At 43.8% G+C, this 23,660-nt stretch carries 21 protein-coding genes and 1 tRNA gene; 2 read left to right on the top strand and 20 right to left on the bottom strand.

The genetic code is table 11. From position 1 onward, the window contains the following. Window positions 1–21 precede the first annotated feature (21 nt). Window positions 22–768 (top strand): envelope biogenesis factor ElyC, encoded by a 747-nt coding sequence (elyC, locus tag RMO68_RS03960; protein ID WP_310439412.1) that lies wholly within the window; start codon window positions 22–24, stop codon window positions 766–768. Window positions 769–779: 11 nt separating this feature from the next. Here elyC and RMO68_RS03955 read toward each other — a convergent pair. From RMO68_RS03955 to mqnP, 4 genes are all read right to left on the bottom strand, one after another. Further along, window positions 780–856: transfer RNA gene (locus RMO68_RS03955), tRNA-Arg, on the bottom strand. A gap of 43 nt (window positions 857–899) precedes the next feature. Beyond that, the gene (locus tag RMO68_RS03950; protein WP_310439411.1) at window positions 900–1,415 is read right to left on the bottom strand and encodes a hypothetical protein; all 516 of its coding nucleotides are present in this window, start codon (window positions 1,413–1,415) and stop codon (window positions 900–902) included. Further along, a complete protein-coding gene (locus tag RMO68_RS03945) occupies window positions 1,412–1,927 on the bottom strand; it encodes a hypothetical protein (protein WP_310439410.1) in 516 nt (171 codons plus the stop codon). The genes RMO68_RS03950 and RMO68_RS03945 overlap by 4 nt, the downstream gene beginning before the upstream one ends. Then, on the bottom strand, window positions 1,924–2,784 hold the full coding sequence (mqnP, locus tag RMO68_RS03940; RefSeq protein WP_310439409.1) for a menaquinone biosynthesis prenyltransferase MqnP: 861 nt from the start codon (window positions 2,782–2,784) through the stop codon (window positions 1,924–1,926). Before mqnP ends, RMO68_RS03945 begins: the two co-directional genes overlap by 4 nt. A gap of 101 nt (window positions 2,785–2,885) precedes the next feature. Here mqnP and miaA point away from each other — a divergent pair, with 101 nt between their 5' ends. Further along, entirely contained in the window at window positions 2,886–3,779 is an 894-nt protein-coding gene (miaA, locus tag RMO68_RS03935) for a tRNA (adenosine(37)-N6)-dimethylallyltransferase MiaA (RefSeq protein WP_310439408.1), read from the top strand. Here the strand turns inward: miaA and RMO68_RS03930 are convergent. Genes RMO68_RS03930 through RMO68_RS03855 form a run of 16 tightly spaced genes read right to left on the bottom strand, consistent with a single transcriptional unit; the run spans window position 3,771 to window position 23,579 of the window. Beyond that, window positions 3,771–6,128, bottom strand: coding sequence for a hypothetical protein (locus RMO68_RS03930; RefSeq protein WP_310439406.1), 2,358 nt, complete (start codon window positions 6,126–6,128; stop codon window positions 3,771–3,773). The genes miaA and RMO68_RS03930 overlap by 9 nt on opposite strands. 23 nt (window positions 6,129–6,151) lie before the next feature. Continuing rightward, entirely contained in the window at window positions 6,152–7,657 is a 1,506-nt protein-coding gene (nuoN, locus tag RMO68_RS03925; protein WP_310439405.1) for an NADH-quinone oxidoreductase subunit NuoN, read from the bottom strand. Then, entirely contained in the window at window positions 7,657–9,204 is a 1,548-nt protein-coding gene (locus RMO68_RS03920; protein WP_310439404.1) for an NADH-quinone oxidoreductase subunit M, read from the bottom strand. Before RMO68_RS03920 ends, nuoN begins: the two co-directional genes overlap by 1 nt. 9 nt (window positions 9,205–9,213) lie before the next feature. Then, window positions 9,214–11,100: an NADH-quinone oxidoreductase subunit L gene (gene nuoL, locus RMO68_RS03915; protein ID WP_310439403.1), complete on the bottom strand. Its 1,887-nt coding sequence runs from the start codon at window positions 11,098–11,100 to the stop codon at window positions 9,214–9,216. Window positions 11,101–11,103: 3 nt separating this feature from the next. Continuing rightward, window positions 11,104–11,409 carry an NADH-quinone oxidoreductase subunit NuoK gene (gene nuoK / locus RMO68_RS03910; protein ID WP_310439402.1) on the bottom strand — a complete coding sequence of 102 codons (306 nt, stop codon included), beginning with the start codon at window positions 11,407–11,409 and terminating at the stop codon, window positions 11,104–11,106. Then, window positions 11,409–11,987, bottom strand: coding sequence for an NADH-quinone oxidoreductase subunit J (locus RMO68_RS03905; protein WP_310439401.1), 579 nt, complete (start codon window positions 11,985–11,987; stop codon window positions 11,409–11,411). Before RMO68_RS03905 ends, nuoK begins: the two co-directional genes overlap by 1 nt. 9 nt (window positions 11,988–11,996) lie before the next feature. Continuing rightward, the gene (gene nuoI / locus RMO68_RS03900; protein WP_310439400.1) at window positions 11,997–12,620 is read right to left on the bottom strand and encodes an NADH-quinone oxidoreductase subunit NuoI; all 624 of its coding nucleotides are present in this window, start codon (window positions 12,618–12,620) and stop codon (window positions 11,997–11,999) included. A gap of 12 nt (window positions 12,621–12,632) precedes the next feature. Beyond that, window positions 12,633–13,622 (bottom strand): NADH-quinone oxidoreductase subunit NuoH, encoded by a 990-nt coding sequence (gene nuoH, locus RMO68_RS03895; RefSeq protein WP_310439399.1) that lies wholly within the window; start codon window positions 13,620–13,622, stop codon window positions 12,633–12,635. Window positions 13,623–13,625: 3 nt separating this feature from the next. After that, window positions 13,626–16,112 carry an NADH-quinone oxidoreductase subunit G gene (locus RMO68_RS03890; RefSeq protein WP_310439398.1) on the bottom strand — a complete coding sequence of 829 codons (2,487 nt, stop codon included), beginning with the start codon at window positions 16,110–16,112 and terminating at the stop codon, window positions 13,626–13,628. After that, on the bottom strand, window positions 16,109–18,361 hold the full coding sequence (locus tag RMO68_RS03885; protein WP_310439397.1) for a 2Fe-2S iron-sulfur cluster-binding protein: 2,253 nt from the start codon (window positions 18,359–18,361) through the stop codon (window positions 16,109–16,111). The genes RMO68_RS03890 and RMO68_RS03885 overlap by 4 nt, the downstream gene beginning before the upstream one ends. Window positions 18,362–18,371: 10 nt before the next feature. Then, complete coding sequence (locus RMO68_RS03880; protein ID WP_310439396.1) at window positions 18,372–20,408, bottom strand: FAD-dependent oxidoreductase; 2,037 nt, start codon at window positions 20,406–20,408, stop codon at window positions 18,372–18,374. 9 nt (window positions 20,409–20,417) lie between these two features. Further along, window positions 20,418–20,642 (bottom strand): NADH-ubiquinone oxidoreductase subunit E family protein, encoded by a 225-nt coding sequence (locus RMO68_RS03875; protein WP_310439395.1) that lies wholly within the window; start codon window positions 20,640–20,642, stop codon window positions 20,418–20,420. 12 nt (window positions 20,643–20,654) lie between these two features. Then, the gene (gene nuoD / locus RMO68_RS03870) at window positions 20,655–21,881 is read right to left on the bottom strand and encodes an NADH dehydrogenase (quinone) subunit D (RefSeq protein WP_310439394.1); all 1,227 of its coding nucleotides are present in this window, start codon (window positions 21,879–21,881) and stop codon (window positions 20,655–20,657) included. 11 nt (window positions 21,882–21,892) lie between these two features. Next, window positions 21,893–22,699, bottom strand: coding sequence for an NADH-quinone oxidoreductase subunit C (locus tag RMO68_RS03865; protein ID WP_310439392.1), 807 nt, complete (start codon window positions 22,697–22,699; stop codon window positions 21,893–21,895). After that, a complete protein-coding gene (locus RMO68_RS03860) occupies window positions 22,699–23,208 on the bottom strand; it encodes a NuoB/complex I 20 kDa subunit family protein (RefSeq protein WP_013459129.1) in 510 nt (169 codons plus the stop codon). The genes RMO68_RS03865 and RMO68_RS03860 overlap by 1 nt, the downstream gene beginning before the upstream one ends. Then, entirely contained in the window at window positions 23,190–23,579 is a 390-nt protein-coding gene (locus RMO68_RS03855; RefSeq protein WP_015652668.1) for an NAD(P)H-quinone oxidoreductase subunit 3, read from the bottom strand. Before RMO68_RS03855 ends, RMO68_RS03860 begins: the two co-directional genes overlap by 19 nt. Window positions 23,580–23,660 lie beyond the last annotated feature (81 nt).

The following is a 23,660-nucleotide window of genomic DNA, read 5'->3' as shown; positions in this document are numbered from 1 at the left end:
AACACTTCTATAGGATAATAGATGTTCTTAGTTAAAAAAATCATTTCTACTTTTCTTATGCCTTTTCCTATCTTTCTTATCTTATTAGGGATAGGCCTCTATCTCTGGTATCGAGGATATCAGCGGCTAGCCAAAAAAATCTTCGGATTTTCCCTCTTGTGGATCATTCTTTTATCCTATTCTCCATTTTCAGCTCTGTTACTAAAACCTCTGGAAAGTGCTTATCCAAAATTTCACTTAAACGCTGCACACCCAAAGTATATCCATGTTTTGGGGAGCGGTCATACTTCCAATAACCGCCTTCCTCTCTCATCCGAGTTAGGACTTGTATCACTGGTACGGGTAACCGAGGGGATCAGTATCTATAAAAGCTTTCCGAATATGAAATTGATTTTCAGCGGATACGGTGGTAATGATCCGGTAAGTAATGCCCATAAAAATGCTCAATTAGCCATCGTATTAGGCGTCAATCCACAAGATATTATTCTTCTTGAAGAACCTAAAGATACCCAAGAAGAAGCAATAGCCGCTAAAAATATCGTAGGCTCTCAACCGCTTATTTTAGTAACATCCGCTTCACATATGATGCGAGCATCCTCGTATTTTCGGAAAAATGGGATTAAAGTTATTGAAGCTCCGACAGATTTTCAGGTAAAACAGGAGAGTGAATTATGGCAATTTCCATCATCATCGGGATTGGCATTATCTGAAGTCGCGTTTCATGAATATTTAGGTCTTATTTGGGGGAAATTAAAAGGAAGTCTCTAAAAGTAGAAAGATGGTGCGCCCGAAGGAATTCGAATCCCTGACCGCCGGTACCGCAAACCGGTGCTCTATCCAGCTGAGCTACGGACGCATCTTTTTAAAGAGAACGAAATTATAGCCGATAAAGCTTATAACTATCTGAGCTGGTTTATTTTAAGGACGAATTCTACTTCAGCTTTCGACAAACGAAGCTCTTTGGCGATAGCATCAATTTCAGTCCCCTGATTGTATCGGCTAATCACTTTTTCATCATCCAACCCGCTAATAGACGTAGGAAGAGAGAGATTTCGAATACGTTCCTCTAGATAACGAAGCCGATTTTCGGTTTTCTCTTTATACCCGCTAAAACTCTCTTCGATATGAGTCAAAGATTCTAGAATCGGCACTGAGAGTTCATTAACTTCACGTCCCAATTCGTTTTGCAATGCATTTTGTTCACGAGGAACACTTTCTTGAAGCGATGTAATAATCTCAAGTTCTTGCTTTAAACGTTTATCCATTGAAAAAAGTTCACGGTGAAGATCATCAACCGCCTTAGCTATCGAACGGATTTGGGAAGAGACTTCCCCCTCTTTTGTAATAACATAGTAGATTAGACCCACAACCATTATGGCTAATGCAACAAGTGCTATCTCAACGGTATAATTCATTCATATCCCTTTAACTGACGGATAATTGCCCTCTCACGCGCCATCATATACATTCCCCATTCATTTACGTCCTTTTGATGCATTCGAACCATTTTTGCAACAGTAGGAGTTTCCGCTTCAAAATAAAATCCTACTTCCCGCAAAGGATGAATCGGCATTTCAAGCCGTCCGTAATAATATTCTCCGACAGTAAGTTTCGCTTCAAAAAGTTCAAAATGTTCATACCCAATCCGGCCTATCTTTGCATTGCATGATAGCCGTACTCGCTTAGGTGCCGTATTCAAAAGTGCTTGTTCCAAACGATCGATTTTTCGGTACAACTCTACTATAAGTTGAACAACCACCGCATCGCTTTCACCCGAATCCCCTTTTGCATTGCGAAGCCATTGTCCGATTGCGTCATTTTCACCTTCACTCAGTTGAATGTATTCTCGTCCGAATTCAACCGAATTAACACTTTCAAGATCGAACTCAATCTCCAACGGAGCTTCAATTAAACGTACGTCACTCATAGACTCACCTTATCTAAAATAATCAATCCGATAAACACAAAACCCAAATAACCGTTTACGGTAAAAAATGCACGATCAATTTGAGTAAAATCACGACGGACCAAATAATGCTCATACGAGAGCATCAGTGCAGCAAAAATGACCGCAGCAATGGCAAATAGCCCTAACTCCGCCGCAAAAACGAACCCTCCCCAAAAACCTACCGTTAAAACATGAAACAACGCGGAGATTTTGAGAGTGATATTGCTTCCGAATCGTGAGGGGATAGAGTGCAAGCCGTTCGTTTTATCAAACTCCATATCTTGTAACGAGTAAAGAAGATCAAATCCCGCAACCCAAAACACCACACCGATACTGAGCAGTAATGACCATAAAGGGACGTTTCCTAAAACCGCTATTGCACCTGCCATCGGTGCAAGACCCAAAGATATCCCCAAAACAATATGCGCCATCGAACTAAACCGCTTAAAATACGAATAGCTGAGTAATACCATAAGGACAGGGAGACTCAGATAAAACGCCAAATCGTTGATAAAATAGGCAACCGCCATAAAGACTAACGCATTGACAACGGTAAAGATTGCAATAGAACCGCCATCAAGCCGTCCATCAACACTCGGTCGCCCTGCAGTGCGTGGGTTCTCTTTGTCATAGACACGATCGACATAGCGATTAAACCCCATCGCGGCATTACGGGCACTGATCGCGGCTAAAACCCCTAGAATAAGAAGTTTAAATCCAAACCATCCGTTGGAGGCAACAATCATCGCAATAAAGATAAAAGGGAGTGAAAAGACACTGTGCTGAAACATAACCAGCTCATTAAAGTCTTGTAATCTTTTCGCCAATCGCTTCACTATCGTCCCTTTTAAATCATAATCTTTTTATTTTATCGTAAATTCTCTTTGTCATCCCCCCATTCGAGTTTCACATACCCCTTTGGGGTATAATTGCATTTATGAAACAATTAGCCATTATCGGTTCCACTGCGTCTGGAAAAAGTGATTTAGCCTTTGCTCTTGCACAACACTACAATGCCCTTATCTTGTCGATTGATTCACTCAGTATCTACAAAGAGATTGATATTGCATCGGCGAAACCTTCTAGAGAGGAGCGCTCATCGGTCGAACACTTTGGAATTGATCGGCTACGTCCCGATGAAAATGCCAGTGTCATAACCTTTATCGATGAATACTCTCGTATTCACACCAAAGCATTAAACGATAACAAAAATATTATTATTGTTGGGGGAAGTAGCTTTTATCTCAAAAGTATGATTGAGGGGCTATCCAAAATACCTGATTATTCTCAAAATACCCTTCACAATGCAAAACAAATGTTGAACGATCTTACAGAATGCCATCGCCTTTTAAGTGAGATCGATCCGCTCACGATGCAAAAAATTGCCCTGAGTGACCCCTATCGAATTGAAAAAATGCTCTTAATTTATTTGGAAACACAAATGGCCCCCTCTGAATGGTTTCGTGCGCATCCTCCCGTACCTATCTTATCTGACTGCCCCGTATTAAACCTTCAGGTCGAACGTGAACTTTTACGAAAACGAATTGCTCTACGGACACAAAAAATGGCCTCTAATGGTCTGATAGATGAAGTTGCAGCGCTTGAACAGCACTATGGAAGAATCCCTAATAGCATGAAAGCAATCGGCATTATTGAAGTTCTGGAATACTTAGACGCAAAGATCTCTAAAGATGAGATGATCGAACGTATCACTACGCATACCGCACAGCTTGCAAAACGGCAACAGACCTTTAATGCGCATCAATTTAACCTCGTATCAAGCGGTGGAGCTGATACGCTCTATGAGAGCGCTAAATCTATTTTAAAATAGGGCTAGTGCATCGTTTGCCAGTTTACCCCATGCAGAGTTTTTGTCAGCTTTTATACTTGCGTTAAATGCATCGCGCGCTTCACGCTTACGCCCTGCTTTTTGTTCAATTGCACCGATAAGATACTGCTGACGGGCACGTTTCTCATTGGTCATTTTTCGCGTATTCAAGGTTTTTAAAACTTTCAGCGCTTCGGTATCCTTGCCTAGATTTTGATACGATTGCGCCAATGTAAATTCAATGTACGGACTTTGCGTATACGTTTTAGTCCGTACTTGCAATGCCATTACTTTGCGCGAATAGGTTTGTACCATCGCTTCATCTTTGCGTTTAAGCCCTAAGCTTACCATTTGAGTATACCGTTCGATATCTTTAAAATCATTCGGATAGGCATCTTCAATCAATTTGATTTGACGAATCATCCCTTCACTATCACCAATACGCTGAGCTGCATCAAACATGGTACGATAGATATCATTGAGCGGAGGATTTTTTTCAACCTCAAGAAGGGTAATGAGCTCTTCTCCCCCTTTTATAGCCGCCTTGTACTCTCCCAGACCAAATTGTGTTTTCACCATTCGAGAGAGCCAAACTTGCCGTTCCGATAATGATTTGGCTTTTAGATGTTTTTGGGCTATTTTTTTAGCCGTTGCATACTGCGTTGTTTTTAATGCACAATTAAAGAGTGCTTCATCCCATTCGCTCAAAAGTTTGATTTTGTACATCTTTTGCAAACTTAGCGCTTCGGTACATTTTCCCTCTTTTAAAAGCTCTTTTTCAAGTCCGATCGCACTTTTGGCAATCAAAGAATTGGTTTCCGGATATTCCGTAGAGTCAAGTCGATAAAGTTCACTTTCAATATTTAAAATATCTTTGTATTTTTTCTCTTTTAATAAAAGCTGAGCTTTTTTATAAAGCGCTTTTCGTCCGACACTGTCCTCACCGTAACGCTCAATCAAATCATTATATTTCTTAATCTCTTTGGTCGTATTTTTATCCCCGTCTTCAAAAAAGAGACCGTCTTTTGCCCGTCGGATCTCTTCGACGTATTCTCCGAATTGATATGTATCTAGGTACTCGTTAAACCGTTTCAATGCTTCCGTACGTTTTTCCGATTTTGCCAACTGAAGACCGAGATTTCTCAACAACAGCTGATGATTCTCCGATTTTTTCTCCATTTTATTCAATAAAGACTCTGTAATCCGAGCAGCGGTTTTAGGATCTTTTTTCTCTACAAACGCTTCGGCAAGAGCCATTGCATCCTCGTATACTTCAGCAAAATAACTTGGATTGACTCCCGCTATTTTATCAATGTACTCTGCCGCTTTTTTGATGTTTCCACCGACAAGCTCCATCTGTGCCAGTTTAAATGCCGCTTTTGAAGCGATAGCAATATCTGATGTCGACGCAAGTGCTTTTTGATAAAACATCATTGCTTTTTTTAAATCTCCAGATGTTTCCGATTGTTCGGCTTTATAGACCATCCCTAATGCGGCAAATGGGCTATCCATTTGTTCATCGAAAAGTCGATCAAAAAAGTAATCCGCATCCAATATTTGCCCGATCTTGCTGTAAGCATTCGCCGTATAGGTCAAGACTTCCGCAATACTTGGATCGGCAGAGTATTCTCGCAGAAATCGTTTTGATAACGCAAGAAGTTTTTCAAACTCCCCAAGATGATGATAAGAACGAATTTGATAGAGCATAAGCTCATTTTTAAATACCGTATTCGGATACTCTTTTAACGTGTTCTCGGCTCGATCCAATACTTTATTATAATCCTTGGCTGCATACGCTTTTTTCATCTCCATATAGTCGGTAACATCTTGTACCCGCCGTATTTTGATCGGATTCCCTTTAAGATCGAGCCCACCGACAAAGGGAGGGGTATTCTTATTCACTTTTATCGGAAAATTAACCGCCAAAGGGGAGGGCTTAGCAAAATTGACTAAAGGGAGTGTTTGATGATAACCGATGATATTCCAATGCGTCGCTTTTTCCACATTGCTTTGGTAGCTCTGTGACTCTTTTTTAAGATCAAAAACAACCGGCATCAATTTCATTTTTGATTTTGGAAGGATGGTTATGACATAACCTTGTGATGTTTTGGAAGAGGTAATACTTAATAGCCCGTTATCAATAGGAGAAAAGTTTTGTTTTGGAGCAATCGGAAAACGGCAATCGATACGTTTTGTATCCCCGAATTCATTATTTGTAGGCTGGCATGCAAAGGGAGCAGTGTGACGAAGATGAAGAATACTGAACTTTTCGCCCTCTTCTTTACCGCTTTGGATGGATAGCTCCAACCCAAATAAAGGGAGACAAAGGCATAGAGCAATCCAGTATCTCAATCCTTCCCCCTTATTTTTTCCTTTTAATAGCCGCTATTATACACGAATAGCGTAATAACTTCCAACAAAGGGTTGACGGCAAATACGGCAAAAATAGTTCCGACTGCTGCTATACCGATGATCGTTTTGAGTGAAAGAGAGGCATTCATAAAATAGAATTGCTCATACCCTACCATCGGTTCTTTCATAAACATAAAGACAATGAGTTTAAGATAATAATACCCGGCAATGGCTGAGTTTAATGCCATAATCAGTGCCAAAACAGTGTAGCCTGCACTAACGGCTGAGCCGATCATGTACATTTTTCCCCAAAACAGACCAAACGGTGGGATTCCTGCAAGTGAAAGCATGAAGAGCGCCATCATCACCGCAGCCATCGGCATTGTTTTCACCATACCGGAGAATTTCTCATACGGGTGATCCGAACTTTGTCCCGGCAAAAGGTTTTTTTGGCGGTTTACCCACAGCATTGTAAAGGCACCGAGGTTGGTGAAACTAAAAAGTGCCCAATATAAAAATAACCCCGTATTCGCTTGTGTTGTACCGATCAAAATAGCAGCCATTACAAAACCGGCATGGCTGATCGAACTGTACGCCAACATACGCTTAACGTCGCTCTGTACCAATGCCCAAATATTAGATGCCGTCATCGTAACGACTACACCGATATAAAGGATCACTTGGAGCCATACCACACCGCTATGAACCAAAAATTCGAACAAGCGCATCGCAACAACAAATGCTGCGATTTTTGGTACGATAGACATATATCCCGCAAGCGCCGCCGATGAACCCTCATACACGTCCGGTGTCCATGTGTGAAACGGAACCATTGAAAGTTTAAATCCGAATGCCGCGATCATAAACGCCATGGAAACAAGTACATAACCGATATTGCTGTAGTGATCTTCTGCCAAAACGGTAGCAATTTGGTTGATCTCAACCGAACCGCTGATCGCATAGAGGATCATCGATCCAAAAGCATAGAACCCTGCCGCTAAAGCACCCATTGTGAAATACTTCACTGCCGCTTCAAACGATTTAGAGCGGTTATGCAATGCGATAAGAGTATAAAGTGCTAGAGAGGCCGTCTCAAGACCGACAAAGATCAAGATAAGGTTATCCGTTGCCACCATAAACTGGAAACCGGCAATCATAAATAAAAAGAGTGCAAAATACTCTGGATAGTTATATTCATGAAAACGCTTTGACGTCAACGCCAAAGGGATAAACAACATCGAACCGACGACAATGATAATTTGGGACAAAATTGCGATTCCGTCCATCAACATTACATCAAAGAAACCTAAAACGGTTCCATTTTTAAGAAATACACCGGCGAAATCGACCAATGCACCCAAATCGAGCAGTAAAAAAAGAAGACTGATCATAACGTATAACGATTTATGCAGCCCTTCCTTCACCATGTCGATCAATAAAATTGAGAGCGCTCCTACGATTGCAATAAGCATCGGAGCTAACGTCGCTAGATTAAGTGACGCGAGTGAAACATTAATCGGCTCCAACATTAGTGTGCCTCCTGCATGGAAATAATCCCGTTTTTACCCGATAAATCCGGTATACGTGCTTTTGCCTCCGGACTTTGCGCTTTATCGTGCATCAGTTGAATGACCGATTCGACACTGTTGTTAATCGGCTCTAACACAGGTTTCGGATAGATCCCTAACCAAATCGCAACAATCACAAGAGGGATAAGTCCTAAGTATTCAGTTTTATTCAAATCTTTAAGATTTTTATTCGCTTCGTTGGTTACTGTACCGAAGAACATCTTTTTATACGCCGCGAGCATATAAATCGCACCCACGATAATAGCAACTCCCGCGGTAAGCGTTAACATATGGGACTGTTTATAAAAGCCCAAAAGAGACAAAAATTCGCCTACGAAGTTGATCGTAAGCGGCAAGCCCACTGATGCCATCATCATAATCCCGAAAATGGTCGCATAACGAGGCATAACCGTTGCAAGACCTCCGAATTCGCTCATTAATTTTGTATGACGTCGATCATAAATAACACCGACAAGCAAGAACAGCGCCCCTGATACGACACCGTGTGCCAGCATTAGAAATACTGAACCGCTAACACCCTCAACGTTCAAAGCAAACGTTCCGAGGATAATAACCCCCATGTGCGAAACCGAACTGTACGCGACGACTTGCTTAATGTCCTCTTGCGCATACGCTACCATTGCCGTATAGATAATCATGATAATAGCGATAATAGCGATCGGGAACATAAAAAATACCGACGCATCCGGAAACAACGGCAATGAGAAACGGACAAACGCGTAGGTTCCCATTTTCAATAAAATAGCCGCAAGAATTACCGAACCGATAGTCGGAGCCTGTCCATGAGCGTATGGCAACCATGTATGAAACGGAAACATCGGAACTTTGATCGCAAACCCGAGGAAAAAGGCTGCAAACAACCACAGCTGGAAATTCTCCGGTAAAATCAAACGGTACCACTCTAGGATAGAGAAACTCCATTGACCTGTCGCTTGGTAATAAAAGTACGCCATAAAGAGCATACCGACCAACATCACCAATGAACCGGTAAAGGTGTAAAGGAAAAATTTAATCGACGCATAAATACGTAATGGTCCGCCCCAAGCACCGATAATATAGAGCATCGGCACAAGTGAAAGTTCCCAAAAGACGTAAAACACAATAGCATCAAGTGCCGCGAAAACGCCCACCATCGTCATCTCTAGGAACAATAACGTGATAATCAAATCTTTGATACGGCGCGTTTCACTCAAAGATGCAATTCCGATCAACGTAAAAAACGTTGAAAGGATAATAATGAAGAGTGAAATACCATCCACGCCGAGAAGGTAATTAATACCAAATGCGGGAATTAAAGGCATTGATTCCATAAACTGCATACCCGAAACCATCGGATCATAAGCATACCAAAGCCACAAAGAGAGGACAAACTCGATAAAAGCTACGGCAATACCGTACGCTCTCATACTATCTTTCGTGACGACAAATCCAAGCATTGCCGCCAATGCAGGGAAGAAAATTAAAAGTGTTAAAATGTGATCTATCATCATTACTCCTTAAGCGCCAACCGCGTTGTATCCAACACTAAAGGCAACGGCAAGCGTCACTAAAACAACCAAACCGACAACCATCCAACGAAGCATCGTTGAGAGATTTCCGTTTTGAATTTCACGTGTATTCTCACCCGTTTTATAGATTCCGTTTGCAATCGCATCGACTGTTGCATCCACAATTTTGAGATCAATCTGTTTCCATGCGATGCGAGAAAGTTCCAAATACGGTTTTGAAAATACCTCTTCGTAAAACTTCGGAATGTAATACTGATTCCACAATAATTTATAGCCAAAACTATTTTCCAGTTTGGAAGAGCCATCGGGTACACTGCTCCAATTACTGTATTTCTTGTAGGCAAATGCAATAGCCGCCATAACAAATAACTGTGTTCCGATCGTCATAATCCAATAAGTCATTTCACTATGAACATGGTATTGAGTCGATGGAAGCAAACTTGTAACGAGCTGATAATAGGTCATTTTAAATGAACCTGCAATGATCGCCAACAAGAGCAACGGAGACATCGCAACCAACATAAATTTATACGCTTCGTGCGGATGGATACCGAAAAGTTTATACCGCTCTTCTCCGTGGAAGATAAGGGCAACAAGACGGAAGGAATAAAACGCCGTCAAACCGGCAGTCAATAACAAGACGGTATAAATAACATAATGATGCTCAACAAATCCTACTTCCAAAATCAAATCTTTTGAGAAAAATCCGGCGAATGGATAGATACCTGCGAGTGCAACGGAAGCAAGGGTCATCATAATAAATGTCCCTTTCATCACTTTACGCAATCCCCCCATTTTAAATGGATCGAGTTCATCATGCATGGCGTGCATAACGTTACCTGCCCCGAGGAACAGCAACGCTTTGAAAAAGGCGTGTGCCATAAGGTGGAACAATGCTACCCAATATGCTCCCAACCCTGCTGCTACGAACATGTAGCCAAGCTGCGATAGAGTTGAGTAAGCGATGATACGTTTCATATCGCGATTGACGAGTGCCATTGATGCGGCAAAAAGTGCAACAAACGCACCGAGACTCGCGATAAAAATTCCGACATTCGGAATCAAATCGTAAATCGGATTAGCACGAACGACCAAATAAACCCCTGCCGTAACCATCGTCGCAGCATGGATCAATGCGGAAACCGGAGTAGGCCCTTCCATTGCATCGGCAAGCCACGTATGCAACGGAAACTGCGCAGATTTACCCATCGCACCGATAAAGAGGAAAATACCGATCCACGTCGTAACGACCAATGGAAGATTTCCGATTTCAGCAAATACGACGTCGTATTGAAGTGAACCCGTATTCCAATACAACAAGAAAATACCGATCAACATCCCAAGGTCAGCGATACGGTTCATAATGAACGCTTCGTTTGCCGCCCATGTTGCCGATTCTTTGTGGTACCAGAAACCGATTAGTCCCCATGAACAAAGACCGACCCCTTCCCAACCGATAAAGAGACCTGCAAAGTTATCACTCATCACCAAAACCATCATCGAGAAAACGAAGGCCGAAAGCCATGAGAAGAATCGGTTAAACCCTTTGTCATGATCCATATACCCGATGGAGTAAACATGAACGACCGTAGAGACGATGGTAACGACCATCATCATGACGACACTCACTTGATCAACGACAAAGCCGAATGGGATATAAAGATCCCCTGTTGCCATCCATGTCATCATTTCAACATGAACGATGTGCCCGCTCATCACATAACTGAGCAAAATCGCACTGCTTACAAAAGAAGTAAACAATAATCCCGATGCCACAATACCGACATGCTTTGATTTAGGTGATCCACTAAAAAGTGCCGCATAAAGCGACCCTACCAACGGAGCGAAGAGTGCAATATATAAATAGAGTTCCATAGCCTATCCTCGCATTGAATTCATTTGATCTAGGTCGATCTTACCGGTACGTTTGTACCATACGATCAGCAGACCCAACCCGATTGCTACTTCCGAAGCCGCAATCGCGATAATAAAAAATGCAAACATTTGTCCGCTCAAATCCCCGATATAGTGAGAGATTGCCGCAAATGCGATGTTGGTTGCATTAAGTAAAATCTCCGTCGCAAAAAAGAGCATCAAAAGATTTTTACGGCGCATAACCCCGATCAAACCGATCGCAAACAAAATCGTGGATAAAACAAGATAATGGCTCAGTGTAATTTCCATTAGTGTCCCCCTTCTTGCGGTTCAAAACTCTCATCCATTGACCCGATCTCTTCTTCTGCCATCAAGGTCAACGATTTATCCATTTTTTTACCGGCTAAAATAATTCCACCGATCATCGCAACCAGTAACATAACCGCCGCGAGTTCAAAAGGGACAAGGTATTTGGTAAAAAGGACCATACCGACCGCTTGAGAGTTACCAACCCCTTCTTGGATCGGATAAAGGGCTTGAATATTATTGGATACGATTGGTGCAACAAAAATCGCTACCACCATGACTGCCGCTAAAACACCCAAAACAAATACGATTTGAGGATTAACCTTTTTTTCAACTACATTACGGGTTGTATCGAAAAACATCATACCGAATGCATACAATGCCATCACCGCACCGGTATAGACGATAATTTGGATTGCACCTAAAAAATCAGCTCCCAAAATAAAGAAAAATGCCGAGATGAAAATCATCCCCGCCGCCATTGCGGTAATCGCATAGAGCGCTTGAGACGTCATAACCGTGATGGTAAACATCACGATCGTTAATGCCGCAAACAGATAAAAAGCAATTGCTTCAAACATTCCTACTCCTTAATACGCCAACGGGGTCTTTTTGACCGACGCGTCGCTTCCTGGGATGATGGCTCCGAAGCCTGGGTATTCTGCTTGTTCACCCGCTTTTAACAAATCAAGCGGAGTGAGCATGTCGTCTTTAATAACGAAATGGGCACGTTGTTCCGAAGCGTTTTCATACCGTTGTCCGTGAACGATTGCGAGTTCCGGACACACTTCAGCACAATAGCCGCAGAAAATACAACGACCGAGGTTGATACTGTACTCCGTGACTTCTTTACGGCTGTTCTCGTCAATACGAGTGTCCATACGGATACAATCAGAGATACAGATTTTTTCGCACAATCCGCATCCGATACAACGCTCATACCCTGATTCCCACAAACGGAGAAGTTTATGAACCGCACGATAACGCGGTCCGATCGGCAGTTTTTCAAGGGGATATTGAACCGTATGGATGTCAAACTTGATCATCTCACGGAGTACTACCCAAAGACCTACAAAAAGTTCTCCGTTAAAAGTACGTTTTACAACTTGTTTAAACTTGTCCCACCCTGCGGTCGGATAGGTTTCGATATCAACATAATAGTAAGCCGATGACTCGCTCACATTACGATTTGTAAATGGTTCTTCATGATGCATAACCCAACCCCCTTAGAACATCATCACGATACCGGTGACAACAACGTTGATCACCGCGATCGGCATTAATACTTTCCAACATAACCACATCAATTGGTCAGGTCGGACATCCGGCCATGCAGCGCGGGTCCAAAGAAAAAAGAAAAAGAAAAACGCTACTTTCAACAAAAGCTGAATCGCTCCGGCTATCGTACCGTCACCAAAACCGCCCAAAAAGATAATCGCGATTACAAACGAGATAAAAAACATGTTGGCGTATTCACCGATGAAGAAAAGACCCCAACGCATACCCGAATACTCCGTACCGAAACCGTCAATAATCTCATGATCATTTGCAACAAGATGAAATGGAGTACGCCCGGTTTCTGCAAATGCCGCAATCCAGAAAAGGATAAACGCAACCGGCTGAGACCATACGATCCAGTTGCCGATTCCACCGGCTTGGTAGTTATTGATGTCGATTAATGATAATGATCCCACCATCATAAGCGGTGCCAATAAAGAGAGCCCCGTGATAACTTCATACGAAATAAAAATCGCGGCACTACGTGCAGCAGAGATCAATGACCATTTATTCGCCGACGCCATACCCCCCAAAAGCGGTCCGTACAACCCGATAGCCATAACCCCTAGGACATAGAGGATACCGACATTGATATCGGCAACAATCGGATGAACCGTATACCCCATTACGGTAAATTGAGGCCAAAACGGAATCGCAGCTGATGCCATAAACGCCGTTGCCGCGGTAATAACGGGAGCGATTTTAAAGATCGGCTTAACAACGTTTTGAGGGATAATGTCCTCTTTGGTAAAGAGTTTAATCCCATCCGCTGCCACTTGCAATAATCCGAACGGTCCGACGTGCATCGGCCCAAGACGGCGTTGCATGAATGCAAGCACTTTACGCTCAAAATAGGTCCCAAGACCAGCAAGCGCTGAAAAAACTAATAAAATGACGACGATTTTAACAATCGTTTCGATGATAAATGCTACATCCATGCTTTACACCTTTTGAATTGATACACCTGTAAAACGGTAACCGTTAAACAGTGCTTCAGAATTAATAGCGGCATCAAATGTCGGAAGATAAGCGATATCTCCTTCTATTTTACCGTCTGTGATAATGGTAACGTTTAACTCACCGTGTGCCGTTTTAACCTTCACACGATCTCCTTCATTCCAACTGTTGTTTTCCATAAACGTTCTTGATGCATAGAGACCGCCTTTTTCCTCAAGCTGATGAGAAGCCGCACTAAACGGTGAAAATTGAAGTACCGGATTCGCTAAATAAACGACCGCTTCACGAATTGCCGCATCTGCATTAAACGGCACTACGTTTTCATTGCCGCTCACCCCTACATTTTGGATTTCAATGCAGTAACCGCGAACTTCTTCGCCGCTATTGGTATAGTGGTTCGGAAGAGCATCAAATGCCGTTGTTTTAAATCCTCTATTTTCAGGAAGTTGAGCCGTATAATCGATGGTAAGTTTTGCATTCACCCCAAGAGCGTTGGCGAGATCATTCAGAACATATCCACCGTAACTGAGTGCCGCATTAGTCGGATTAACCCGTTTATCAATACCGGTCAATGTCCCCTCTTGCTGATTCAGAGCCGGCATATCCAAATCACCGTTGCCGAGTGCGCTAAGGGTGAAATCACCCGAGGTGTTGTAACCGATGGTATAACTTCCACATGTACTCTCAAGGTCACAAATCATCGCCACACCGAGGGTGTTGGAGAGGTTCGGGATCATCGTGACGCTAAATGATGTATATTTTTCGATCAATGCAACCAGACGCGCACAATTTTCCGCATGCGGATGGGTGTACAAATCAGGCCCCACCATCAATGCGAAAGTCTCTTTTTTCGCCAAATATTTAGTAAGGGTATCGGCGAATCCTTCCGGAGCGTTCAAGAGGGTGAAAAGGGCATTTTCATCCACTTCGACCTCTTTAGAGACTTTTTTCTTAATCGTTTTTATGAGCTCTTCGCTCACTTCTTCTTCAATACCGCTCTCTTCATTCAAAACCATTTTTGTAACGGTTTCGGTCACTTTCTCATCGACCGTCTCTTCGACTGTCACAGTTTTTGTGGAGTGGAATGTTGCAAGGTATTCAACCACGGATGATGGCATCGCGGCTTTATCTCCGAAAAGATCGAGCATCAAATACAAAGCCGCCTCTTCCATCATCGGTGCATGATTGAATTGCGTCACGTTTTTGGACATATCGGCTATAACGGGATCGTTGATCGGGTGGAAATACAATCCCGCCCCTTTATTCATAGAGAGGGCATTGTTCATCGCGAAACGGGCATTCGGGTTATCCGTTTTGAGCGCACTTCCGATAGAGACGACAAAATCAGACTCATGAACTTGCTTCAAATCTCCGCCGTAAAGCGATTTTCCACTGATAGTACTGTAACTGCTCAAAAAGTTTTTGAGTGCCAATGCTTCGTTATTCACCAAACGGTACCCAAATTTTTCTTTGAGACGTTGAAGAATCATTGCTTCTTCATTTGTAATGGTTGAGGTAAATGCGATGGTATCGGCTTTTTTGAATGCTGCAATCGCCGCATCAAAAGCACTCTGATTTTTTACGACATTTCGGTTTTCGAAATCATATCCGTAACGTCCCGCACCGCAGAGGGAAACATAGTTCCACTCATTTTTGACGCGGTAAATTTTAGCCTCTGGATCGGTAATACTGGTATGTTTGATATCGTAACTGAGCTGACATCCTGCCGAACAATGAGCACACGTTGCGGGAATTTGTTTGTGTTCCCATGCATTTGAAGTGTATTGATAATCCGAACTCACCAACGCACCTACCGGACATACGGCGCTGCATTCCCCACAATTCGTACAATCGAGGGTGTCACCGCCATTAGGGGCGATAAGCGATTTGTTGAGTTTATTCCACATCGCGTAGGCATCTTTTGGCATAGACTCTTTGAATTCTGCTTCGATTGGCTCAGATCCACGGGCTACGGTGGAGAGTGCCGCATCCCCGATCATATCTTTACACACGGTAATACAACGCTCACACATAATACACAATGCCGGATCATAGTGGATTAATCCCCAATTTTGTGCCGGTTTGTGAGTATCTTTAATCGAATAGGTTTGTGAATCAACCCCCACTTCAAGTGTATAGTTTTGGAGTTCACATTCGCCCGATTGATCACATACACCGCATTCTAGAGGATGGTTTACGTCATAAACTTCCATGATTGCTCTGCGCTCTGCCAAAATATTCGGCGTCGTGGTTGTAATCTCCATCCCCTCTTTGGCTTTGGCATTACACGCGTACACTTGTTTCCCATCGGCTTCAACCAAACAAATACGACATGCCAATGTCGGTGAGCATCGCGTCAAATAACAAATAGCCGGAATAAAGATCCCATTGGCACGTGCCGCATTAAGGATATATTCACCCTCTTGCGTCTGAACACTGCGGCCGTCTATGGTAATCGTGATTTCATTCATGATTCACTCCCCATCCTCATAATTTTCACCTTTTCAAAACGATATTGTTCATTTAATGTACCGAATGTGCTGTCATACGTAGGAACCAAAGCAATAGTCCCTTTTAGGGCAGAATCAAGTTTGAATATCCGCTCTTGCGTCTCGGTTTTAAATTCAATTCGAATTTTATCACCATCACCGATTTTTGCAGCTGCCGCAAACTGTGCCGAACCGCGTAAAGTTGCCTCTTTTTCAAGCTGTTCACTACGTGCCGTGTAACCGTTGAACTGATTCACCGGATTACAGCGATAAACAACCGTACCGTTAAATTCCGGCAGATCGGCAATCTCTTCGAGTTCACCGTTTGCTTCAACATCACGGTTGTCGAGCATATAACCTCGATTATCTTCACCAAATGCCCCGAAAAAATTCCCAAGCTCATCAAATGCTGTCCCGTTAAACCCTTTCGAAGTAGGAAGTTTAGCGGTATAGTCAATCGTATTTTTTGCAACAATTCCCACAGAAGAGGCAAGATCATTTAATGTGTAGCCCTCAAAACCAACCGCAACATTTGTCGGTAATACGTGATGGTTAAGACTTACGAATGTCCCCTCTTGTTGATTCAAAGACCCCATTTTCAGATTGACATCTCCGATTGAGCCAAGAGTGTAGTCACCTGCCGCGTTGTAGCCGAGTACATTCTCATCAGCCTTGTCCGTATCCAAATCACAAATCAACGATACCCCGATGGTATTAACACTCGAAGCGACAACTATTACCGAAAATTCCGTGTAGATTTCAACCATTGCGCACAAACGTGCTATATTAGATGCACGCTTATGGTGCAATACATCACTTCCAATGATGAGTGTTTTACGTTTAGCTCTTGCGAATGTTTTAGCAATGTGCGCATACTCTTCATCTCCGACATTAGACTCTGCACACAAATAACCCTCATCAAGCTCGTCAAAATATCCTCGCACTTCCTCTGCGATATCGGAATGATTCAGAAGGGTTTTTGCCAACATGGCGATAACCCCTTCTTCCGTTCCTACTTCATACTTTACAAACTGAGTAACGACATTTTGAAGTAAATCGTCTTCAAGCGGATGCATATAAACGATTTTTGCTCCGTTATGGCGCGCCGCTGTGGTAACACTGTAGCGCACTGCAGGATTATCGGTAGTGATGCGCCCGCCGAATACAATAATCCCGTCACTTTGTTTAATGGCATCAAGGCTTCCACCGAAGCCTAATTTACCGCTGATAGAAGCATACGCGCTCATAAAGTTTTGATACGCACGTGCCTCTTCGTTATACAGTTTTACCCCAAGCTTTTCTTTGAGACTTTGAAGAATCATCGCTTCTTCATTCGTAATCAAAGAGCTAAAACGGATCGCTTTAGCATTTTTAAGGGCATTGACCGCCTGAGTAAATTCTGATTCTTCTTTGGTTCCCTCAACCGCAAAATCAAATCCGAATCGTCCCGCACCACACAATGTCGTGTGCTCAAAATCATTGGTAACACGATAAATGCGCTCTTCACCATTCGTTGTCGACGTATGTTTTACTTCATAACTTAATGAACATCCTGCCGAACAGTGGACGCAGGTTGCCGGAATTTGAGAAAGTTCCCACGCATTAGCGCTGTATTGAAAATTTGAGCTTACCAATGCACCGACCGGACATACCGCAATACACTCACCGCAGAAAGTACAGTCCAGCACATCGCTGTTCTTCGGGATAACCGCAGATTTATATCCCCCAAATTGAAGCTCAATCGCATCGTCACCGATAATCTCGTTACAAACATGAACACATTTTTCACACAGGATACACAGTGAGGGATCGTAATTGATCAATCCCCAATGTTCAATTTTACGCGGTTGATCTTTCGCACTGAAGTGCTGTGAAGAGATGCCGAACTCCAATGTTTTATTTTGAAGATCACATGCACCCGATTTGTCACATACACCGCATTCCAAAGGATGATTGACATCGTAAAGACGCATGATGTTGGTGCGCTCTTGCTTCAAACGATCCGAATCGATGGTAACGGAGAGTCCTTCAGTGGGAGGAGTTTGACAGCTGAGAATCAACCCGTCCGTTTTATCGGTTTCCACTACACATAAACGGCATGAAGCACACGGTGTTGTTTTTTCCAAATAACACATGGTCGGGATATAAAATCCCGCTTTACGTGCCGCTTGAAGAATAGTCTCCCCTTTTTGCGCCGTAACGGGTTGATTGTTAATCGTAAAGTTAATCATCCATCCCCCCTTAATGTGCGATCATCGCGATGTAATAACAGCGCATACAGCGCTCCGCTTCGGCTAATGCTTCTTCTTGGGTAAAGCCGTATTTCACTTCACGGTTATTGTCACGCCGCTCATCGACGGTAAGTACTTCACTGTGCGCCCTAGGCAAGCCCGGAAGCCAACCGACAATCTTCTCTTTTTTATTATAGACCTTGAGACGACGAAGGTGATCTTCCATAATCTCATCATTACTCAATGTGATCTCACCGTTTACCACATAACGTGACATTACTGAAGCGGCACGTTTTGCCTGACCGACTGCGTTAACAATCGTCATCGGGCCGTATTCACAATCTCCCGCCGCAAAAATCCCTTTGCGCGAAGTCATATAATCTTTCCCGTTCGTTTTGATCGTCGCCCATGAGGTACGCTCAATCTCCCACTCTTCAGGAATCAGCTTCAAATCGGCACTTTGAGAAACGGCCGGGATCAAATAATCACACTCCATCTCAAAGCTCGCCCCTTCGACTTTTTCCAATGTCGGACGTCCGCCGTTCGGATCGGGAACCAATTCGAAACGATCCACTATTAGGGATTTAAGAACATCGTTCTCATCATTCATCTTCGCTACGGCAGAGTGAAAAATAAACTCAACACCCTCTTCGACCGCTTCATGGTACTCTTCATACGTTGTATTTTTAATAATCGTCGCTTCATCACGACGGTAAAGCATCACCACTTTTTTAGCGTTTGCACGGATCGCACAGCGGACAACGTCCATAGAGGTAAATCCTCCACCCACACAGACCAGTGTTTTTCCCGTAAGATCGACAAAGTTTGTTGGTAGCATATGACGTTTCTGATCGGCTTCCGGAACCATAATGTCGTATTTAACTTGAAGATTGACTTTATCCAAAAAGTCGATGGCACCCCAATATCCTTGGATCTCAGGGCGCTCGTTATCACAATAGACTTTTTTCGAAATACGGGTACCCGTAGCAACGAGTGTAGCATCGTACTCATTCTCGAATTGACGCATCATATCGGCGGTCACTTTTGTATTGGTGATAAAATTGACTCCTAAGTCACGAACTGCCTCGATATCTTGATTGTATTTATCGATCGGCATACGGTATTCCGGTACCCCGACGGCTACTTCACCGCCAAGAACCGGAAGCTCTTCATACACATCCACATCGATACCCTCAAGTGCTAAATAATAGGCTCCCGTAAGTCCCGCAGGACCTGCACCGATAACGGCAACTTTTTTTCCGATGGAAGGTTTTTTCTCACTCGGATGAAAAAATCCAAATCCGTGATCGGTCTCATAATCGGCACCCAAACGTTTGAGCTCCATAATCGAAATCGGCTCATCAAGGTTCGTTCGTCGGCATTCGGTCTCACACGGGTGAGGACAGACACGCCCGCAGGTATGGGCAAGCGGCATCGTCTGACGGGTCGCCATCAGTGAATCATCAAAACGCAAATCACGAACACCCTCGATATAGGCTGGAATATCGACATGCGCCGGACACGCATCCATACACGGTGCGGTGATTTTTGCGATGTAGCTGGTATCTTCCATATGGTAATGCTTGGACGGTTTTTGGTTCTCGATACACGCCATAAACTCTGACTCAAAGTGAGTCATAAGATCAAGCAATGGATTCGGAACGGTTTTACCGATTTCGCACTTAGAGGTCTCTTGCATCGTACGGGAAACCTCTTTAAGGTGTTCCATATCCGACACAGCACCTTCACCGCGCGCGATTTTATCGAGCAAATCGTACAAAATACGTCCACCCCATCGACCCGGCGCACAGCGTCCGCACGCTTCGGAATAAACCTGATACTGCGCTGCATACTCCGTCGCTAAACGAACAACATCCACATCAGGATTAAAAAGCGCCACGCCGTCCCAGCCGATAAACGCTTTGGAATGGGCATGTTCGTTGTATTCCAACGGAAGGTTATAAGCAGAATTTTCCCAAGCATCGTCAGCTTTGCCGATGTTGTTAATTTGCTCACCCCGCCACGTGGAGAAATAGACTTTACTCACACCGTTTCCTTATTTCTTGACCACAATGGTCCAGTCAGCTTCGTTGAATTTCAACGAGTTCATGAGTTCACACCCAAGCTCTTTTACCAAATCAGCCGATTGCTGCACGGGGGTAAAATCACCGATTTCAAACAAGAAAATCAACACTTCACCCTGTGCTGCTTCATTTTTGATAATGTCGGACATGCGGCCTGCAAAGTTCTCTTTTAAATGACGTAAATCGTAACGTTTCACTGCATGCTCCTTTTAGCGGTCAACTTCACCGAAGACGATGTTGGTCGTCCCGATGATAGATACTACGTCCGGAATATAATGACCCGGCAATAAGTCGGTCAAAATCCCGGTGTGCCAGAACGATGGCGCACGGAGTTTTAGACGATACGGATAGGCTCCCCCTTGGGAGTTGATGTAATACCCCAATTCCCCTTTCGGTGATTCGGTCGCAACGTACACTTCACCGACCGGAGGACGCATCCCTTGGGTCACGAGGACAAAGTGCTGCATCAATGAGTAGTTTTGGGTCATGATATCGATTTTCGGTGCAGAGATGTATTGCGGTGCGTGTGCCATCAATTCAGGAGTCGTATCCGCGTACATATCGATCACTTGGTACAAGATTTTTGCGGACTCGCGCATCTCTGCCATGTAGAGTTTATAACGGGCATAGTTGTCCCCTTTATCGGAAACCGGAACACTGAACTCCACTTCGTCGTAAAGCTCATACGGCTCCTCTTTACGGATATCCCATTCAACACCCGAAGCGCGGAGCATTACCCCTGAACATCCCCAGCTAAGCGCCATCTCTTTAGAGATAACCCCGACATTTTCCATACGCATCAACCAGATACGGTTCGTATCGAGTAGGTCTTCGTAGTCTTTGATGTTTTCCGGTAATTTATCGAGGAATTTACGTAAATCCGCAATAAAATTATCAGGGAGATCAAGCGGCACACCACCGATACGAATTGCCGCATGAGTCAGTCGCGCTCCACAATAATCTTCGATCAAATCCATCAAATACTCACGTTCACGGAATGCGAACAAGAATACGGTCATAGCCCCGATATCGAGTGCCGTCGTCGCCAACCAAAAAAGGTGAGACATAAGACGGTTCGTTTCCAAAAGCATCATACGGATTACTTTGGCGCGGCGCGGAACATCCAAACCTATCAATTCTTCGACTGCCAATGCAAATCCGTAGTTGTTTGAGCTGGATGCGATATAGTCCATACGATCCGTCGTCGGCATGAACTCATTGTAGATCATGTTCTCTGCCATTTTCTCCATACCGCGGTGGAGGTATCCGATATCCGGATGGGCTTTGGTGATTTGCTCTTGCTGCAAATGGAGCATCAAACGTAATTGTCCGTGAGCGGAAGGGTGCTGAGGCCCGAAGTTGAGGATCAGTTCATTATCGGCACGGTCAAACGTAATGTTTTCAAAAAAAGGTCGTAATCTGTTCGGTTGTTGCATACTGTAATTCCTTAACGATCGCGATCAGAGATCACGACGCTTTTTTCTGCGTCAAATTTTTGGATGAGGAATACTCCACCCTCTTCTTGGTATACCAGAGGAGTATCCGGTTCACCTTGGCTGATGTCGGCACCGCGCGGTACTTCGTGCCCTAAACGAGCGAAGCGTTCGGTGTCGTAACGATCCACACGTGCCGGATCACGGTTTTCAGGCCCGATAATCTCGCGTGCTTCTTTTCCGAAGATTTTATCCACTTCGTACCATTGAGCAAACTCATCCCCTTGAAGCGGATAGGTTTTGCGAAGCGGGAATCCTTCCCAATCATCCGGCATCAAAATACGTTTCATAAACGGATGGTTATTTACCACCACACCGAACATGTCGTACATCTCACGCTCTGACCAATCGGCTGAGCGGAAAAGGGAAGAGACGCTTTGGAGTGACTCTTTCTCATCGATTTTGCATTTGATGCGGAGGCGTTTACGCTTGGACATACTGAGCATTTGGTAGAAAATCTCAAATTTTCCTTCATCTGCTAACCAATCAATTGCCGACATCTCTGAGAGCTGATTGTATTCAAGCTCATTTTTAAGGAGTTCAATCACACCGAAGTTGTCCGCCGAATTAATCACGACAACCATTTGCTTCACTTGGATATAGGCATCCAAAACCTCAAATTTTGCTTTAATCGCTTCGAGATCAGCGGCAAATACTTCATCTGAAGAGACATCACTTTTCGCAACTTGGGGAGCAACCCAGTAACGGTCGGTGTAATAAGGTTTTTTCTGTACGTCGTCTTTAGGGGTGTAAGCTCTCATTACATCAACCTTTTTGGTTTTTGAGCGCGTGATGCACTCTCACGTCGAATTTTTTGCTGCAATAACAATACGGCATATTGCAACGTCTCAGGGCGCGGTGCACAGCCCGGTAGGTAAAGATCAACGGGGATAACGCGATCAACCCCTTGAACCGTTGCGTAAGTGTTAAACATACCGCCGGTGTTAGCACATGAGCCCATCGAGATGACCCATTTCGGCTCAGTCATTTGATCGTACAAACGGCGGATAAATTCCGCATGTTTTTTGGTCAATGTTCCCGCAACTACCATGAGCTCTGCTTGACGCGGAGAAGCACGGAAAATCGTACCGAAACGGTCGAAGTCATAGCGTGATGCACCCGAAGCCATCATTTCGATACCGCAACAGGCGAGACCGTATGTCAATGCCCAAAGAGAGTTTGATCGACCCCAGTTGACCACTTTGTCAATGGTTGTCAAAGCGACGGGGAGTCCGCCGTCTTTGAGATAATTTACTTGATGTTGTGCCATTCGAGAGCCCCTTTCTTCCACGCGTAAACAAAACCGATAGCCAGCAATAAGATGAACATCATCATCTCAACGAATCCGAACCAGCCCAAGAGTTTGAAGTCAATCGCCCACGGAAACATAAAAACGATCTCCACATCAAACAATAAAAACAACAACGCAAAAAGATAAAATTGCGTCGAGATACGGTTTGGTTGCTTCGTTACTTCCGGTCCGCATTCGTAAACCGAGAGTTTAATCTTTTCAGTATCTTTGGCCGCTAAAGCGCGGCTGGCTAAACGTGCGATGACGGTTGTGGCGTAAAACGCGCCAAACGTTAACACAAACAGTACAAATACCCCAAAATAGGGATTTGCTACGTTGTAATGCTCCATAGTTTCCGACCTTCTTGTGGTTGATCGCATATCCCATGACAAAGCACTTCTCTGTCACGATATACGGTTTTTATAAAAACA

Source organism: Sulfuricurvum sp., assembly GCF_031427015.1.
Taxonomy (GTDB): Bacteria; Campylobacterota; Campylobacteria; order Campylobacterales; family Sulfurimonadaceae; genus Sulfuricurvum.
This window is presented reverse-complemented; position numbering and strand designations above follow the sequence as displayed.

What these genes read in the sequence shown, in the direction of transcription:
- elyC (WP_310439412.1), top strand. Translation starts at nt 22, where the DNA reads ATGTTCTTAGTTAAAAAAATCATTTCTACTTTTCTTATGCCTTTTCCT.
- RMO68_RS03950 (WP_310439411.1), bottom strand. Translation starts at nt 1,415, where the DNA reads ATGAATTATACCGTTGAGATAGCACTTGTTGCATTAGCCATAATGGTT.
- RMO68_RS03945 (WP_310439410.1), bottom strand. Translation starts at nt 1,927, where the DNA reads ATGAGTGACGTACGTTTAATTGAAGCTCCGTTGGAGATTGAGTTCGAT.
- miaA (WP_310439408.1), top strand. Translation starts at nt 2,886, where the DNA reads ATGAAACAATTAGCCATTATCGGTTCCACTGCGTCTGGAAAAAGTGAT.
- nuoN (WP_310439405.1), bottom strand. Translation starts at nt 7,657, where the DNA reads ATGTTGGAGCCGATTAATGTTTCACTCGCGTCACTTAATCTAGCGACG.
- RMO68_RS03920 (WP_310439404.1), bottom strand. Translation starts at nt 9,204, where the DNA reads ATGATAGATCACATTTTAACACTTTTAATTTTCTTCCCTGCATTGGCG.
- nuoL (WP_310439403.1), bottom strand. Translation starts at nt 11,100, where the DNA reads ATGGAACTCTATTTATATATTGCACTCTTCGCTCCGTTGGTAGGGTCG.
- nuoK (WP_310439402.1), bottom strand. Translation starts at nt 11,409, where the DNA reads ATGGAAATTACACTGAGCCATTATCTTGTTTTATCCACGATTTTGTTT.
- RMO68_RS03905 (WP_310439401.1), bottom strand. Translation starts at nt 11,987, where the DNA reads ATGTTTGAAGCAATTGCTTTTTATCTGTTTGCGGCATTAACGATCGTG.
- nuoI (WP_310439400.1), bottom strand. Translation starts at nt 12,620, where the DNA reads ATGCATCATGAAGAACCATTTACAAATCGTAATGTGAGCGAGTCATCG.
- nuoH (WP_310439399.1), bottom strand. Translation starts at nt 13,622, where the DNA reads ATGGATGTAGCATTTATCATCGAAACGATTGTTAAAATCGTCGTCATT.
- RMO68_RS03890 (WP_310439398.1), bottom strand. Translation starts at nt 16,112, where the DNA reads ATGAATGAAATCACGATTACCATAGACGGCCGCAGTGTTCAGACGCAA.
- RMO68_RS03885 (WP_310439397.1), bottom strand. Translation starts at nt 18,361, where the DNA reads ATGATTAACTTTACGATTAACAATCAACCCGTTACGGCGCAAAAAGGG.
- nuoD (WP_310439394.1), bottom strand. Translation starts at nt 21,881, where the DNA reads ATGCAACAACCGAACAGATTACGACCTTTTTTTGAAAACATTACGTTT.
- RMO68_RS03865 (WP_310439392.1), bottom strand. Translation starts at nt 22,699, where the DNA reads ATGAGAGCTTACACCCCTAAAGACGACGTACAGAAAAAACCTTATTAC.
- RMO68_RS03860 (WP_013459129.1), bottom strand. Translation starts at nt 23,208, where the DNA reads ATGGCACAACATCAAGTAAATTATCTCAAAGACGGCGGACTCCCCGTC.
- RMO68_RS03855 (WP_015652668.1), bottom strand. Translation starts at nt 23,579, where the DNA reads ATGGAGCATTACAACGTAGCAAATCCCTATTTTGGGGTATTTGTACTG.